17 protein-coding genes are annotated in these 15,903 nt (G+C 42.5%); 16 read left to right on the top strand and 1 reads right to left on the bottom strand.

What is annotated here, in order from left to right; genetic code table 11:
- Nucleotides 1-45: 45 nt before the first annotated feature.
- The 10 genes from paaA to paaX all read left to right on the top strand — a co-directional run bounded on the left by paaA (nucleotide 46) and on the right by paaX (nucleotide 8,225).
- Nucleotides 46-1,005, top strand: coding sequence for a 1,2-phenylacetyl-CoA epoxidase subunit PaaA (paaA, locus tag L634_RS0110075; protein WP_026582345.1), 960 nt, complete (start codon nucleotides 46-48; stop codon nucleotides 1,003-1,005).
- Nucleotides 1,006-1,029: 24 nt separating this feature from the next.
- Entirely contained in the window at nucleotides 1,030-1,380 is a 351-nt protein-coding gene (paaB, locus tag L634_RS0110070) for a 1,2-phenylacetyl-CoA epoxidase subunit PaaB (protein WP_026582344.1), read from the top strand.
- Nucleotides 1,373-2,188, top strand: coding sequence for a 1,2-phenylacetyl-CoA epoxidase subunit PaaC (gene paaC / locus L634_RS0110065; protein ID WP_269521524.1), 816 nt, complete (start codon nucleotides 1,373-1,375; stop codon nucleotides 2,186-2,188). Before paaB ends, paaC begins: the two co-directional genes overlap by 8 nt.
- Before the next feature lie 22 nt (nucleotides 2,189-2,210).
- Nucleotides 2,211-2,708 carry a 1,2-phenylacetyl-CoA epoxidase subunit PaaD gene (gene paaD, locus L634_RS0110060; RefSeq protein ID WP_026582342.1) on the top strand — a complete coding sequence of 166 codons (498 nt, stop codon included), beginning with the start codon at nucleotides 2,211-2,213 and terminating at the stop codon, nucleotides 2,706-2,708.
- 299 nt (nucleotides 2,709-3,007) lie between these two features.
- Nucleotides 3,008-3,316, top strand: a complete 309-nt coding sequence (locus L634_RS0110055; protein WP_026582341.1) for an EthD family reductase — start codon at nucleotides 3,008-3,010, stop codon at nucleotides 3,314-3,316.
- Nucleotides 3,309-4,085 carry an enoyl-CoA hydratase-related protein gene (locus L634_RS0110050; RefSeq protein WP_026582340.1) on the top strand — a complete coding sequence of 259 codons (777 nt, stop codon included), beginning with the start codon at nucleotides 3,309-3,311 and terminating at the stop codon, nucleotides 4,083-4,085. The genes L634_RS0110055 and L634_RS0110050 overlap by 8 nt, the downstream gene beginning before the upstream one ends.
- Nucleotides 4,086-4,103: 18 nt before the next feature.
- Nucleotides 4,104-4,877 carry an enoyl-CoA hydratase-related protein gene (locus L634_RS0110045; RefSeq protein WP_026582339.1) on the top strand — a complete coding sequence of 258 codons (774 nt, stop codon included), beginning with the start codon at nucleotides 4,104-4,106 and terminating at the stop codon, nucleotides 4,875-4,877.
- A gap of 237 nt (nucleotides 4,878-5,114) precedes the next feature.
- Nucleotides 5,115-5,981, top strand: a complete 867-nt coding sequence (locus L634_RS0110040; protein ID WP_026582338.1) for a 3-hydroxyacyl-CoA dehydrogenase — start codon at nucleotides 5,115-5,117, stop codon at nucleotides 5,979-5,981.
- Nucleotides 5,978-7,183: a thiolase family protein gene (locus tag L634_RS0110035; protein ID WP_026582337.1), complete on the top strand. Its 1,206-nt coding sequence runs from the start codon at nucleotides 5,978-5,980 to the stop codon at nucleotides 7,181-7,183. Before L634_RS0110040 ends, L634_RS0110035 begins: the two co-directional genes overlap by 4 nt.
- Nucleotides 7,184-7,349: 166 nt before the next feature.
- The gene (gene paaX, locus L634_RS0110030) at nucleotides 7,350-8,225 is read left to right on the top strand and encodes a phenylacetic acid degradation operon negative regulatory protein PaaX (protein ID WP_026582336.1); all 876 of its coding nucleotides are present in this window, start codon (nucleotides 7,350-7,352) and stop codon (nucleotides 8,223-8,225) included.
- 313 nt (nucleotides 8,226-8,538) lie between these two features.
- Here the strand turns inward: paaX and L634_RS0110025 are convergent, their stop codons facing one another.
- The gene (locus L634_RS0110025) at nucleotides 8,539-9,084 is read right to left on the bottom strand and encodes a gamma carbonic anhydrase family protein (RefSeq protein ID WP_026582335.1); all 546 of its coding nucleotides are present in this window, start codon (nucleotides 9,082-9,084) and stop codon (nucleotides 8,539-8,541) included.
- Nucleotides 9,085-9,176: 92 nt separating this feature from the next.
- Between L634_RS0110025 and L634_RS0110020 the strand changes: the two genes are divergently transcribed.
- The 6 genes from L634_RS0110020 to L634_RS0109995 all read left to right on the top strand — a co-directional run bounded on the left by L634_RS0110020 (nucleotide 9,177) and on the right by L634_RS0109995 (nucleotide 15,319).
- Nucleotides 9,177-10,127, top strand: coding sequence for an NAD(P)H-dependent flavin oxidoreductase (locus tag L634_RS0110020; RefSeq protein ID WP_026582334.1), 951 nt, complete (start codon nucleotides 9,177-9,179; stop codon nucleotides 10,125-10,127).
- 391 nt (nucleotides 10,128-10,518) lie between these two features.
- Entirely contained in the window at nucleotides 10,519-11,529 is a 1,011-nt protein-coding gene (locus L634_RS0110015; protein WP_026582333.1) for an ABC transporter substrate-binding protein, read from the top strand.
- Nucleotides 11,530-11,646: 117 nt separating this feature from the next.
- The gene (locus tag L634_RS0110010; RefSeq protein WP_026582332.1) at nucleotides 11,647-12,678 is read left to right on the top strand and encodes an ABC transporter permease; all 1,032 of its coding nucleotides are present in this window, start codon (nucleotides 11,647-11,649) and stop codon (nucleotides 12,676-12,678) included.
- The gene (locus tag L634_RS0110005) at nucleotides 12,653-13,447 is read left to right on the top strand and encodes an ABC transporter ATP-binding protein (protein ID WP_026582331.1); all 795 of its coding nucleotides are present in this window, start codon (nucleotides 12,653-12,655) and stop codon (nucleotides 13,445-13,447) included. The genes L634_RS0110010 and L634_RS0110005 overlap by 26 nt, the downstream gene beginning before the upstream one ends.
- Nucleotides 13,448-13,730: 283 nt before the next feature.
- Entirely contained in the window at nucleotides 13,731-14,120 is a 390-nt protein-coding gene (locus tag L634_RS0110000) for a thioesterase family protein (RefSeq protein WP_026582330.1), read from the top strand.
- Nucleotides 14,121-14,209: 89 nt separating this feature from the next.
- Nucleotides 14,210-15,319: a Leu/Phe/Val dehydrogenase gene (locus L634_RS0109995; protein ID WP_026582329.1), complete on the top strand. Its 1,110-nt coding sequence runs from the start codon at nucleotides 14,210-14,212 to the stop codon at nucleotides 15,317-15,319.
- Nucleotides 15,320-15,903: the final 584 nt, after the last annotated feature.

The raw sequence follows: 15,903 nt of genomic DNA, 5'->3' as shown, positions 1-15,903 counted from the left end.
CAACAATTATGATAAAAGAGTTTTATTTCACTGGGGGTGAAACTTATGTCTGGAGTAATTTCATATCAGGAATGGACAGAAGAGCAAAAATATGAGCATTTTATGAAACGCATTGATGCAGGTGAAAAAATCGAGGCGGATGATTGGATGCCGGAAGATTACCGAATGACATTGATTAAATTGATTTCGATGCATGGCATTAGTGAAATCATGGGGGCGCTGCCTGAAAAAGAGTGGGTGCCTAAAGCTCCTTCATTAAAACGAAAGCTTGGGATCATGGCAAAGGTACAGGATGAGATGGGTCACGGGCAGCTGCTGCTCCGTGTTGCTGAGGATTTAATGAAGCCACTCGGCAAAACGCGTGAAGATATTATGCAGGATCTATTCAGCGGCAGGCTTAAGTTCCACAACGTCTTCCATATGGAGGCGCCAACTTGGGGGGATGCAGGCTTGATTGGCTGGCTGGTTGACGGTGCGGCTATTATTACACAGACCAATATGCTTAATGCCTCTTACGGTCCATATGCCCGGGCACTAAAACGAATTTGTGCCGAAGAGGTTTTCCATGCTCAGCATGGTGAAGCAATTATCATGGCCTTGGCTGAAGGAACTGATGAGCAAAAAGCGATGGTTCAGGATGCTGTTAACCGCTGGTGGGAAGCTTTACTAATGTTTTTCGGACCTGGGGATGCAACTGCTACAGGAACTTCCAAACAGGATACAACCATAAAGTATAAGATCAGGAGTAAGACGAACGAAGAGCTGAGGCAGGACTTCTTTACAAAATATATACCGCGGGTTCTTTCCCTTGGCCTAACAATTCCGGATGAAACAATGCATTTTGATCAGGAAAAGAATCTATGGGTGTATAAAGAGCCCGATTGGAACAAGTTTAAGGATATTATTAAAAATAACGGGCCGAAATCCAAAGAGCGACTAGGACTGCGCCGCACAGCTTACGATACGAACAAATGGGTGCGAGATGCCCTTAATACAACAAATTAAAATGACGAGATGGGAGGGAACAATTTGGGAAGCAAAGGGTTTTATCAGGAGTTTGAAGTCTTTAGCAAACGAACCGACGCCTCTCCTCTCCAATATCAATTTTCTCTGCTGGCACCAAATCGGGAGCTTGCCCTCGTGATGGCTCAGGAGAATTTTATGAGGAGAGAGCCGGTAGCTGATATTTGGGTGGTTAAACGATCAGATATCCGAAAGATGACATTAGAAGAAAAACAATCATTGCAGCGCTTGGATAACAAAGAGTATCGAACCACTAAAGGGTATGGATATTTGAAGAAAAAATGGCGTCACTATGAGCAGGAAATGCTTGATGAAAAGGAAATCTTGTCATGGGGAGGGATGAAGAAAAGTGAGTAACCCTGAAAGAAAGCCAAGCGATTCAATGAACTCAGCACTTACCTCTTTATTATACCAGCTGGCTGACGATGACTTCATCCTTGCCTATCGCGGCTCGGAATGGCTTGGCCTTGCACCGCATATTGAGGAGGATGTAGCCTTCTCATCAATCAGTCAGGATACAATGGGCCATGCGGCAATGCTATATCAGCTGCTGGAGGATCTCGGCGAAGGAAATGTTGATCATCTTGCCCATGGAAGGGAAGCTGCGGAGCGAAAAAATGCCGTTCTCTTAGAAATGGTAAACGGTCCTGGGCATTATTTATCTACAGCGCAATACGACTGGGCCTTCGCCATAGTGAGAAACTATTTTTACGTTCAATCGAAGAAAGTTCGAATGGATTCACTAAAAAATTCAACTTATCAGCCGTTAGCCAATGTGGCATTAAAGGTAAATATGGAGCTATATTACCATCTCCTTCATTGGAGAACATGGTTTGTCCAGCTAATGCAGGCAGGCGGCGAAGCAAGGTCAAGGATGGAGGCTGCCGTTAAAGAGGTTCTATCCGATTTTGAAGGGGTCCTTACATTGGGTCCGGCTGCAAAGGAAATGGCAGATAACGGGCTCATCGAAACGGAAGAAATATTAAAGCAGCGCTGGCTTTTGGTGATGAAACCTGTCTTTGAATCTGTCAATCTAACAGTCTCAGAGGCAGACTTCGCAATGAAAAATGGAGATGGCCGCAAAGGGGAGCATACAGCCGACCTTGATGCAGCGTTAACCACTTTAAGCGAAGTGTATAACGCAATTCCAGCTGCAAGCTGGTAAGTTTTTCAGAAGGGTGATAGTTATGGCGCAGGATCAAATATTGGAAAAAACAGCGTTGGAAGCGCTTCAAAATGTGAAGGACCCCGAAATAGATTCCATTTCAATTGTTGATCTGGGTATGGTTGAGCATCTCGAAGTTGAGGGCAAGTCCGTTCATGTTAAACTTTTGCCAACTTTTATGGGCTGTCCGGCGCTCGATATTATTCGAAAAAATGCTGAGGCAGAATTAGGGAAATCAGGCGTTTTTGAAAAAATAGAAATCCAGTTTATCTATCATCCTCCATGGACCTCTGATAGGGTTACAGAAAAGGGACGAAAACAGTTAAAAAAATTTGGGATTGCCCCTCCCCCTGAACGGATTAATGAGACGGGTGAATGGCATGTTGAATGCCCGTTTTGCGGATCGGCATATACGACAATGGATAACCTTTTTGGGCCAACCGCCTGCCGCAGTATTTTATACTGCAAATCATGCAGAAACCCATTTGAAGCAATGAAGCCGGTATCGACAATGATGTAGCTGATAGATTGCCAAAGTTGCCAATACTCAGAAAAACATAGCCGTTTTCTTGATTAGCGGTCAAATTGTTTACAATGCCAGATAAAATTTAAATGATGCAAGATAAATCAGAGAATATGCCAGATAAATTCATGAGATTGCTAGATAAATCTAATAGGTTGTTGAAAAACGAATAAATATGCCAGATAAATCCTTGTGAATCAAAATCATTTCCGATTGACCAATTAACATATGATTTCTTCTCCAGGAATACTATTAAATGTACTCATTTACTATAAACCCGAAAGGAAGTTGACCAAATGGTAAAATTAATCGCGCTTTATAAGCATCCTGAAAATAAGGAGGCATTTGATGACCATTATTTTAATACGCACGCGCCGCTTACAGCCAAAATTCCGGGTCTCCGCAAGATGGAGGTTACAAAAATTGTTGGCAGTCCTATGGGGGGCGAAGGGAAGTACTACTTAATGTGTGAAATGTATTATGACAGCCATGAAGCTTTGCAAACTGCCATGAAAACAGATGAAGGAAAAGCTTCCGGGAAAGACGCAATGAAGTTTGCCGGTGATTTAATCACGCTTATGATCGGTGAGGAAGTAGATGAGTAAATATGAATATATTGATGTTACAAAGCAAGAGAAGCTAGGTTTAATTGCTTTAAATCGGCCTAGTGTGCTGAACGCCATTAATAGGCCAATGGTTTCAGAGATTTTGGAAGCTATGGAAGGCTTTGAGGCAGACAGCAGCATTCGGGCAATTGTTATTAGCGGCAGGGGCAGGGCTTTCGCTGCCGGAGCAGATATCGATGAAATGGCGGACGATAACACAATTGATTTTGAGCTTCGCAACCAATTCAAGGATTGGGACCGCCTTGCCATGATCAAGAAACCGATTATAGGAGCCGTTCAGGGCTTCGCACTTGGGGGAGGCTTCGAGCTTGCTTTATGCTGTGATCTGCTCTATGCAGCGGATGATGCCGAATTCGGGTTCCCGGAGGTGAATTTGGGTGTTATGCCTGGGGCTGGCGGCACGCAGCGCCTTACCAAGCTCGTTGGAAAAACGAAGGCAATGGAATGGCTTTTTACGGGTAAAAGGATAACTGCCCGCGAAGCACTCCAACATGGGATTGTCAACAGCCTGATTTCAAAGGAACTTCTAATGGAAGAAACGATAAAAGCAGCTGAGCTGATAGCCAATCAAGCACCTATTTCAATCAGACTTATTAAAGAAGCCGTTCTCAAAGCGGTGGACAGCCCTTTAAATGAAGGAATGGAATTTGAACGCAAGAATTTTTATCTATTATTCTCTACAGAAGATCAAAAAGAGGGTATGCAGGCATTTATTGAAAAGCGAAAACCTCAATTTAAAGGGAAATAGAGGAGGTGTACATAGCAAATGTTCGAAACGGTGAAATATGAAGCAGCAAAGGGTATTGCCTGGATTACATTAAACCGCCCGGATAAACTGAACGCGTTCACTGAGCAATTAAATAAAGAGGTCCAGCAGTCAATTAAACAGGCTAGCAGGGACAAAGAGGTCCGCTGCCTCGTTATTACTGGTGAAGGGCGCGCCTTTTGTTCCGGCCAGGATCTCCAGGGTGTAAATGAAGACATGGACCATGGCCAAGTGCTCCGTAAGTTCTATAATCCGATGGTGATGGAGCTGCATAAATGTGAGAAGCCGGTCATTGCAGCTGTTAATGGTGTGGCAGCAGGAGCAGGCATGAGCCTTGCATTGGCATGCGACTTCAGGCTTCTCTCTGAAAAAGCCAGCTTTTTAGAGGCTTTTATCCACGTGGGGTTAGTGCCTGATGCAGGAAACCTTTATTTTCTGCCAAAGCTCATAGGTCATGCGAAAGCAATGGAGCTGGCAGTGCTGGGGGAAAAGATATCTGCCCAGGAAGCGAAGGGCCTGGGATTGGCTACTAAAGTAATTCCAGCAGAACAGTGGCATGATGAGGTAATGGCTTTTGCTGAAAGGCTAGCGAGTATGCCGACAGCTGCTATTGGCCTTATAAAGAAGAACCTGAAGGCGAGCTGGGAATCCACATTGGAGGAGAGTCTGGAAAGGGATGCACAGGGACAGCGCATTGCGGGCCTTACTTTTGACCATAAAGAAGGCGTCAAAGCTTTTATCGAGAAGCGGAAGCCTGTATTTCAGGGAAAGTAGATACACATAGCCCAGAACCATAGTAAGGTCCGGAGCGCAAGTAAAAATATTTCCCCTATAAATGTTTTTCTTGCGAGCATCTCGTGCCGAGTGCTCGTCTTTTTATAAGGGAAACTAACTATCATCGAGGTTTTTTCATTGATGGTTAGTTGAACAAATCGGTCATTTACGGGGAATTGCTCCTCCGCTTAGAACTCGACGTTAACTCTAAAAAAATTTGCATTAGGGGGCTTTAAATTGAAAAATCTTGTTGTGGTCGGATCCGGTGTAATGGGGCGAGGAATCGCGTATGTCAGTGCAGTTGGAGGCTTTCATACTACTTTGGTTGACATTAGCCAGGAACAATTAGCCCTTGCAGAAAAAGAGATTAATAGCATTTTCGAAAAAGGAATTGCCAGAAATAAACTGACGATTGCAGATATGGAAGAAAGCAAAAGCCGTCTTCATTATTCAATAAGTCTTGCGCAGCATGTGAAAGAAGCAGACCTTGTTATTGAGGCAGTCCCAGAAGTGATGGACATTAAGAAAAATATCTTTGAAGTGATTGACCAGCACGCTCCAGAAACCTGTTATTTTGCATCGAATACTTCTACGATGAGTCCGACAGAGATTGGATCTTATACAAAACGGCCTGATAAAGTAATCGCCATGCATTTTTTTAATCCTGTCCATAAGATGCCCCTTGTGGAAATCATAAAAGGGCTTGAAACGAGTGAAGAAACAGCAGTTGCAATTAAAAGAGCTGCCGAGCAAATGGGTAAGGAAACGGTCATCATTAATGAGTTTCCGGGGTTCGTAACAAGCAGAATCAGCGCGCTTGTCGGAAATGAGGCATTTTATATGCTGCAGGAGGGGGTTGGCACTCCTGAAGAAATTGATAAAGCTATAAGGCTTGGATTAAATTATCCTATGGGTCCATTTGAGCTGGGGGACCTCGTCGGACTTGATACACGCCTTAACAATTTAAAATATCTTCACAGCAAGCTGGGGGAAAAGTACCGTCCTGCACCGCTGCTTGAACAATATGTGAAAGCAGGCAGGCTTGGCCGCAAATCAGGCAGAGGTGTATATGATTATTCTTCCAAAGAGGAAGCTGCACAATGAGGAAAGTTGTTATAGTTGATGCGGTCAGGACTCCAATTGGAAAATATAAAGGTGCTTTAAAGGACATACGTCCTGATGATTTAGGGGCCATTGTTATCAAAGGGCTGCTTAACAGAAATCCCAATGTTAACCCTCATGAAATAGAAGAAGTTATAATGGGGAATGCCAACCAGGCAGGCGAAGATAATCGTAATGTTGCCAGGATGTCAGCTCTTCTTGCCGGTTTGCCAGTCGGGGTGGCAGCATCAACCGTTAACCGGCTCTGCGGTTCTGGATTAGACGCCGTTAACTATGCTGCGCGGGCTATATTGGCAGGGGAAGGGGAAATTTTTATTGCAGGCGGCACTGAAAGCATGACCCGGGCACCTTTTGTCATGGCTAAGCCAAGTAATGAGTTCCCAAGAGGGAATATGGAAATGTATGATACAACAATCGGCTGGCGTTTTACAAATAGCAGGCTGGAAGAAATGTATGGTGCTGAAAGTATGCCGCAGACTGCAGAGAATGTTGCTGAAAAGTTTGGAATCACTCGTGAGGAGCAGGACGAGTTTGCTTTGAAGAGCCAGATGAAAGCTAAAGCGGCTTTGGAAAAAGGGCTTTTCGAAGATGAAATCATTCCTGTGGTTTACAAGGATAAAAAAGGAAATGAACTCATAGTTGCCTGTGATGAACATCCCCGACCGGAAACTACCTATGAAAAGCTTTCAGTATTAAGGCCGATTTTCAAGGGGGGATCCGTAACAGCCGGAAATGCTTCAGGGGTAAATGACGGGGCAGCTGCCTTGCTTCTGATGTCAGCTCAAAAAGCCAAGGAGCTTGGACTAAAGCCTCTTGGGAACTATGTTGTTTCTGCAACAGCAGGACTTGAACCTTCGATAATGGGAGTAGGTCCTGTTTATTCAACAAGAAAAGCATTAAATAGGGCAGGGCTTACTATGAAGGATATTGATTTGACAGAGCTGAATGAAGCATTTGCTTCTCAGTCTCTTGCGTGCATTAGAGAGCTTGAAGCTGCGCCAGAACAAGTAAATGTTAATGGCGGGGCGATAGCATTTGGGCATCCGCTTGGTGCAAGCGGTGCACGGATCCTCACTACTCTTCTTCATGAAATGAAACGGAGAAATTCAAAATATGGCCTCGCTGCTATGTGTGTAGGTGTGGGCCAGGGGATTTCCACAATCGTTGAGCGAGATGACTGCTGAATGCCAAAACCATAGAGACCTATTCTCTATGGTTTTTTACCAGCTGCACACCAAAGTATTTAGCTTTTCTAAAAAGTATTTTTCAAATTCGCCTAATTTTAGTACAATCATTATATAACGTATTTTTTCCGTATAACCCACTTAATGAAATGAGGATGGAAGCAAGTTGAATACAAGGTCAATGATTTTTACACTTTATGGAGATTATATTTCACATTACGGAAGCAAAATCTGGATTGGCAGCCTAATTAAGCTATTAAGCGAATTTGGCCATAACGATCAATCTGTAAGAGCGGCTATTTCAAGAATGAATAAGCAGGGATGGGTCCAGGCTGAAAAGATTGGCAATAAAAGCTACTATTCTTTAACTTCAAGAGGGCAGAAAAGAATTGAGGAAGCTGCTAAGCGCATTTTTAAATTAAAGCCTGAAGGATGGGATGGTCAATGGCGCATTTTAATGTATACCATTCCTGAAGAGATTCGCAATATACGGGATGAATTGCGGAAGGAGCTTGTTTGGAGCGGCTTTGGATCCATGTCCAGCAGCTGCTGGATTTCTGCAAATAATCTGGAAAAACAAGTATTTGACCTTATAGAAAAATATGATATCGCTAACTATGTCGATTTCTTTATTGCGAAATATGCAGGTCCGCATAAAAATATTGAGATTGTCGAAAAAAGCTGGAACCTTCAAGAAATAAATGACAGATACCAGGAATTTATTTCTGAGTACAGCCAAAAATATATAATTGATAAAAATAAAATTCAAAAGGGGAATATGAGTGATGCAGAATGCTTCGTGGAAAGAACAAAGCTTGTGCATGAATACAGAAAATTCCTTTTTGTCGATCCGGGGCTTCCCGAAGAACTTCTCCCTGATAAGTGGCTTGGCAGTCATGCTGCTGCTTTATTCAGTGATTATTATAAAGAACTGGCAGAACCGGCTTCCAGATTTTTTGAAAGTGTATTTAGGGAGGGGAATGAACTGAAGAATCGGGATGCCGATTATGACGTTCTTAATCATCCATATATGGTAGAGTAATGAAGAGCCATCATTGTGCCAATGGGTACTGATGGCTATTATTTTTTGGATTGTAGTATATTCTCCCATCCATGATGAAGAAGGCAAGCTGCAAGGCTAAATGGTCATGCTGATGGATGTGAAACCAATTGATACAGGCACTTTCCATTCCCTTGATTACAGTTTGGAAAAAGACTAAAGCACTTCTCTAATCGGAAAGTTCGATAAAGAGCGTGCAGACTGGGTAATTGAATCTGTTTTGACGGAATGACGACCAATGGAATTCATAATACCTCCTTAAACCTGGAAAAAAGCCGCTGTTAAACGGCTTCTTTCAATATTTTTTAATATTCCTTGCATTAACTACTTCTGTAAGATTGCTCTTATATTCCTTGCCTTTCTGAATATAAGTATCGATTGACAGCTGAATGAGGTCCAAATCTTTCTCAGCCAGCTCTCTGGCAACCTTACCAGGGGAGCCTATAACAAGTGAACGAGGGGGGATTTTTTTGCCTGCTGGAATAAGTATATTTGCCCCTATAATACATTCTTCCCCGATCTCTGCACCATCCAATATGGTTGAACCCATTCCAACAATAGTTCTCTTTCTGATCGTGCAGCCATGCAAAATAGCGTTATGACCTACGGTTACCTCGTCTTCGATAACAAGTGGAGAGCCTTCGTATAGGTGGCAAGTCACATTATCTTGAATGCTGCAGCGCTTCCCAATTTTTATGGCATCTTCATCACCCCTCAGTACGGCATTAAACCATATACTTGACTCTTCCCCAACTTCCACATCGCCTATTACATAGCATCCTGGTGCCAAAAAGACAGACTGATGTACCCTAGGTTTATGTTCAGTGTAAGATAATAGCATTGAGATTCCCCCTGATTTTAAAAGTGAACAAACTCTTAATTGTCAAACTATTAAAATTAGTATAACATTATTTTAACGAAGGGGGAATTTAATTGAATATGTTAACGAGCATTTTGGATATAAAATATCCGATTATCCAGGGGGGGATGGGGAATATAAGCAATGCCATTTTAACATCAGCAGTATCAGAAGCAGGCGGACTTGGCACAATTGGGGCAGGGACAATGCCGCCAGATGAGGTCGATAAGATCATTCTGGAAACAAAAAGCCGCACTGACAAGCCATTTGCCGTCAATGTGGCACTGAGTGTCTCTCCCTATGTAAAAGAAATATTGTCTCATGTCATTAAACATAAGGTACCTGTCGTATCCCTATCTGCTGGAAACCCTGCTCCTTTTATACCGAAACTGCATGAAAATGGAATAAAGGTAATAACTGTTGCAGCATCCGTCAGGCAGGCAGTGAAGGCAGAGTCCGCAGGTGCGGATATCATTGCAGCTGAGGGCTATGAAGCCGCTGGAATAAATTCTTCACTGGAAACAACAACACTCGCATTAATCCCTCAAATCATCAATAAGGTTTCTGTTCCTGTGGTTGCTGCCGGTGGAATTGGGGATGGAAAAGGACTTGCGGCTATGCTGGCTCTAGGGGCAAGCGGCATACAAATGGGTACAAGGTTTATAGCTACAAAAGAAGCTCCATTTCATCCTGAATATAAAAAGAAAATTATTGAAGCATCTGACCATGAAACAGTAATTATCGGCCGGTCAGTTGGCAGGATCAGGAGAGTTCTGTCCACCGGCTTTGCCCATAAGCTTCTTGATCTTGAGAAAGAGGGAATCAGTCTTGATGATTTTAATTCTTTGACAACAGAGGATTATCATAAAATTGGTGCTATAGAGGGCAATGGGGATAAAGGGTTTATGAATAGCGGCCAAATATCAGGGCTGATTGCTGATCTCCCGAGTGTAAAGGAACTTTTAGATAAAATGGTAGTTGAAGCAAATCATCAGCTTCAAAAAGCAAAAGAGCTATTAGACTAGCATGCAGGTTGTGATCAGCCTGCATGTTTTTTATTTAGGCTATGTTTTCGGGTGGCAAACCCCACACAGACGAAGGCGAGGAGGTTTTCATTCCTCCCCGCGGAAAGCTTGTGTGCCTGTAAAAAAATGGGCAGATACAGAGCTTTTATAAACGTTAAACAGCCCTACTTGTCTAAAAATATTAAATTTTTGGAATATTATTGACACTCAGATGAGTCTGGTGATAATATAACGTTGTATTTACGATATTCAAAGTAAATATCATATAAATGTTTAAAACACCTTTGAGAAAACTTATCGCCGTTTTATTACAACATGATGTAAGCGCATACATAAAGGTTATTACTATCAGGGGTTCTGGCAGTCAATATTTAGAATTGGGGGAAACGGTATGAAAAAATCGTTAAAGGCTTTATCTTTGCTAATAGCTGCTGGCATGCTCGTTTTAAGCGGCTGTGGACAGGAGGCATCCAATGGTTCCTCTGCAGATGGAAATGAAAAAAAGCAGTACACAATTGGGATTACCCAATTTGTTGAGCATCCATCTTTAGATGCAGCAACTGAGGGGTTTAAAAAAGCTTTAGAGGATGAAGGATTCAAAGAAGGTGAAAATGTTAAATTTGACTTTCAAAATGCACAGGCAGATATGAATAATACACAGACAATTGCCAATAATTTTGTCGGTGACAAAGTCGATATGATCTTTGCCAATGCTACACCCAGTGCTGTCAGCGCCTTAAATGCAACGAAGGATATTCCTATATTGTTTACATCAGTGACAGACCCTGTTGGGGCTGGACTGGTTGAATCCTTTGACAAGCCAGGAGACAATATCACTGGTACAACAGATAACCACCCGGAAGGAACTTCAAAGACTATTGATTTTATGATTAATGAAGCGGATGTCCAGAATATTGGCATTATTTATAACTCCGGAGAGCAAAACTCGGAAGTCCAGGTAAAGCAGGTAAAGGAACTGGCTGAGCCAAAAGGAGCAAAGATAATAGAAGCATCTGTTTCAACTTCTGCAGAAGTCAAACAGGCTGCAGATTCTCTGGTAGGCAGAGTGGATGCCATCTATATTCCTACAGATAATACTGTGGTTTCGGCGCTGGAATCAGTTATTTCGGTTGCTAACAGTAAAAAGATTCCGCTGTTTGTCGGCGAGTTAGACTCAATGAAACGCGGGGCCATTGCAGCTAGCGGATTCAGCTACTACGACCTTGGATACCAAACCGGCAAAATGGCAGCTGAAGTATTAAAAGGGAATAAAAAACCATCTGAAATTCCTGTTGAGCTTCCCAGCAGCCTTAAGCTGGTCATTAATAAAAAAGCAGCCGAACAGCAGGGGCTGGAAGTAAAAGAAGAATGGTCAGATATTGCAGAGTTCCATGAAGAATAGAAAGAGCTAATGTTTTACCGGCAGGGCAAGCCGTTTATTGGTAGGTCTCCTGCCGGATGCTCTTCACTTTGAAAAACTGCTAAGAAAGATTTCATTAAAAAAAGGGTGTGATTCTTAGTGTTTACAGCCATATTCGGTGCGTTCGAATCTGGAATTATTTACGCAATTATGGCACTTGGAGTGTATTTATCGTTTAGGGTACTCGATTTTCCCGATTTAACTGTTGATGGAAGCTTTGTAACTGGAGCTGCTGTAGCAGCAACAATGATTTTCAATGGGGTTAATCCTTTCATGGCTACGGTTATTGCTTTGTTCGCAGGGTTTATTGCAGGCTGTCTCACAGGAATTATCCATACTTTCGGAAAAATTAATGCCCTCCTATCCGGGATCTTAATGATGATTGCTCTATATTCGATAAATCTTCGGATAATGGGGAAATCGAACGTCCCTTTGCTGAATACGGAAACGGCTATGACACATGTGAGGGATTTTTGGGATCAAACAGGAATTGATTCTTTTTTCAACAGCATTTTATCCATGGTTGGATTAGGCGAAAGCCTCCCAAGGACATGGGGCATCCTTCTCTTTATGGTACTGGTTACATTTACGATTAAATTCTTAACTGATCGTTTTCTCCAAACTGAAATTGGATTGGCCTTGCGGGCTACAGGTGACAACAAAAGAATGATCCGGAGCCTTTCTGCAAATACCAACCTAATGGTTATTCTTGGATTGGGCCTGTCAAATGCCATGGTTGCTTTTTCGGGAGCTCTTATTGCCCAGCAGGGCGGTTTTGCCGATGTTGGGATGGGGATCGGAATGATTATTATCGGTCTTGCCTCAGTCATCATTGGGGAAGCGTTATTTGGCACAAAAACAATTGCAAGAACTACTTTAGCCGTAATTGGAGGGGCAATCATTTACAGGATCGTGGTAACAATGGCATTGCGGGTAGAGTTTCTTGAACCTGGAGATATGAAGCTGATTACAGCCACGATCGTCATTCTTGCATTAATTATGCCGAAAGTGATTGACCGTACAAAAGAGAAAAAGCGTAAAGCAAAAAGGCTGGCAGAAAGTGTGTCTTTAAGCGAATTGCCGTCAGGCAGAAAGGGTGAAGCCGGTGCTGCAATTAAATCAGATTCATAAAGTTTTTAACGAAGGGACACCGGATGAAAAAATTGCACTTGATACCATTAACCTAACATTAAATGAAGGTGACTTTGTCACGGTAATTGGAAGTAATGGAGCTGGAAAATCGACTCTAATGAATATCATCTCCGGGGTAATGATTCCAGATGTAGGAGCTGTTTATATTGACAGTCAGAATGTAACAGGCATGTCAGAATACAAACGCGCAAAACTCATTGGACGGGTTTTCCAGGATCCGATGGCTGGGACCGCTCCTTCCATGACCATTGAGGAAAATCTCGCAATGGCATTTTCAAGGAATAAAACAAGGACATTAAGAAAAGGGGTTACGAAAAAGCGTAAAGACTATTTCCGTGAAGTGCTTGAAACGCTTCACCTTGGCCTTGAAAATCGTCTGAATGCGAAGGTTGGATTATTATCTGGAGGTGAAAGGCAGGCGTTGTCATTGTTGATGGCGACTTTTACTGAGCCTTCCATTCTGCTGCTTGATGAGCACACCGCTGCACTTGATCCGGCCCGAGCCGAGCTTATCACCAGCCTGACAAAGGAGATTGTAGAAAAATATAATTTAACAACTTTAATGGTTACCCATAATATGCAGCAGGCATTGGACTTGGGCAATAGGCTGATCATGATGGACAAAGGCCAGATTATTCTTGAAGTAGATGAGGAACATAAAAAGCAATTAACAATAGAACAGCTGCTAAATGAATTTCAGCGAATTCGCGGAACAAAAATGGCAAGTGATCGTGCACTTCTTTCATAGAATAATAAAAAAGGATTAGCCAGCTGGTTAATCCTTTTTTATATAAGGCTGTATGAGTAAAGTTTGCTGCTTTTCGGGCGGGCTATCCTCACCTAAGCTCGGACGACGCACAGAGTGTGCAAGCTCCGACGATGGATGCGGACCGCTCCAGCTATTACTTTGCTCCCGCACCCCAAAAGAATATTTAAACTTTTTACAATTTATTGACTATTTATTTAACGTAATGGTATTATATCGTTAAATAAACGTCATACATATTATTGTTGAGCACAGGAGGGATATTATGAAACCTGGGCTGAGTATTGGAAATCAAGCGGTTGTTCATGCTGTTGTCACCCCAGAAATGTTTGCGCAGTTTGAGGGGGAAATCGTCCACAGGGCATACTCAACAGTAACCATGATTTATCATATGGAGTGGGCTTCCCGTTTGCTGATTCTTCCCTATCTCGATGAAGAAGAAGAGGGGATGGGAGGGGCTGTGTCCGCCAGTCATTTATCCCCTTCACCGGAAGGATCTTTCCTAACGATTACAGCTACAGTTGATAAGCTTGAAGGAAATTCAGTATATACAATTGTAACCGTCCATAATGGAGATAAGCTAGTTGGCAAAGGTGATGTCAAACAGGTAATTCTGCCCAAGAGCAAGATTGCCGAGATATTAAAACAAGAGTAGAAGATTGTAAGTTTGAGAGCCGGCCTAAAAAATAGGCATTTTTATTAAAATATATTGTAAGCGCTATCATTAGTAAAGGGGAGAATGAAATGACGGATATGTTCCAAAAAATAAAAGATCATGAACAAGTCGTTTTCTGCAATGATGAATCAACTGGTTTAAAGGCGATTATAGCCATTCACAGTACCAGATTGGGGCCTGCATTGGGAGGGTGCCGCATGTTTCCTTACAGCAGTGTAGATGATGCGCTTAAAGATGTCCTCCGGTTATCGAAAGGCATGACATATAAATGTGCGGCCGCAGATGTGGATTTTGGAGGAGGAAAGGCAGTTATTATCGGCGACCCTTCAAAGGATAAGACCCCTGAATTGTTCCGTGCTTTCGGCCAATTTGTTGAATCATTGAATGGGCGCTTTTATACAGGAACAGACATGGGAACTTCAACTGAAGATTTTGTCCATGCATTAAAAGAAACCAATTGCATTGTTGGTGTTGATGAGGTATACGGCGGCAGCGGCGATTCTTCTGTTCCAACCGCACAAGGTGTCATTTACGGATTACAGGCAACAAATAAAGCTCTTACTGGTTCTGATGACCTTTCGGGCAAAAGCTACTCTATTCAAGGGCTAGGAAAAGTTGGCTTTAAAGTGGCTGAAAGGCTGCTGGAAGAAGGGGCTGATTTATATGTGACGGATATCAACCAGCATGCAATCGACCAGCTGCTCACCAAAGCGAGAGATATAGGTGCGGGGGTTAAGGTTTTATCGAGCAATGAAATTTACAGCGCTCAAGCAGATGTTTTTGTTCCATGTGCGATGGGTGGAATCATAAATGATGAAACGATCGGCCAATTGAAAGTCAAAGCGATAGTAGGTTCAGCCAATAATCAGCTGCTGGAAATACGACATGGACAAATTTTGAGAGAGAAGGGCATTTTATATGCTCCGGATTATATTGTTAATGCAGGCGGATTAATTCAGGTTGCTGATGAGCTTTATACGCCTAATAAAGAAAGGGTACTACGCAAAACAAAGGCTATCTACAATTCTCTTCTAAACATCTACGAACATGCAGAAGCAAATGGAATTACAACTGTGGAAGCATCCAACCAGTTCTGCGAGAATCGCATAGAGGCTCGTACACGCCGAAACAGCTTCTTTTCCCATATGAAACGCCCGAAGTGGGCAGTTAGAACATAAATTTTTTTGTATAGATAACAACATTAATACAGTAAATAAGTTTTTTGTTGTGTAAAGGTTAATGGTATTTAGCTCGTTTTGATTACAGACGAAGGTGCTAGATGCTCAAAAAACATTTTCTTCGAGAGGTGAAGCTTATTCAAAGTCCTGCGGGAAAGCATACCTAAGGGTGACCCCTCAGATTAAAAGCACCGAGAGTTTCAGAGGCCCTCGGAAAGCTTGAGTGCCTGCAACGCAAATTCACAATCTAGTCACATTAAATACTAAAATATAGGTAGTGTCAAAAGATTTATGAAAACTACCTAAAGGGTTAGTTTCTCTCCTATTTACTGGATGGAGATGCGCCGCAATCGCTCTTGACAAACACGCCAATGGTTTGAGGATTGTTTAACAAGGGCGAAGGGAACAAAAGAAGGCATACCAAATAAGCCCTTGGTTGTTTCCATTTTAAACCATTGGCAAGTTCGGTTTGTCAAGAGTTCGCTCCGCCGATTGCTGAATTAGCTTAAGGGCTCAGCTAAACAAAAAGTTAGGCTTGTCTTTGTTCTACTATCCATTGTTGTGCTAATCCAATGAGCTTTGTC

It is taken from the genome of Bacillus sp. J33 (assembly GCF_000518885.1).
In the GTDB taxonomy this organism is placed as follows: domain Bacteria; phylum Bacillota; class Bacilli; order Bacillales; family Cytobacillaceae; genus Cytobacillus.
The sequence above is the reverse complement of the archived record's forward strand: the minus strand, read 5'-3'. Positions and strand labels throughout refer to the sequence as shown.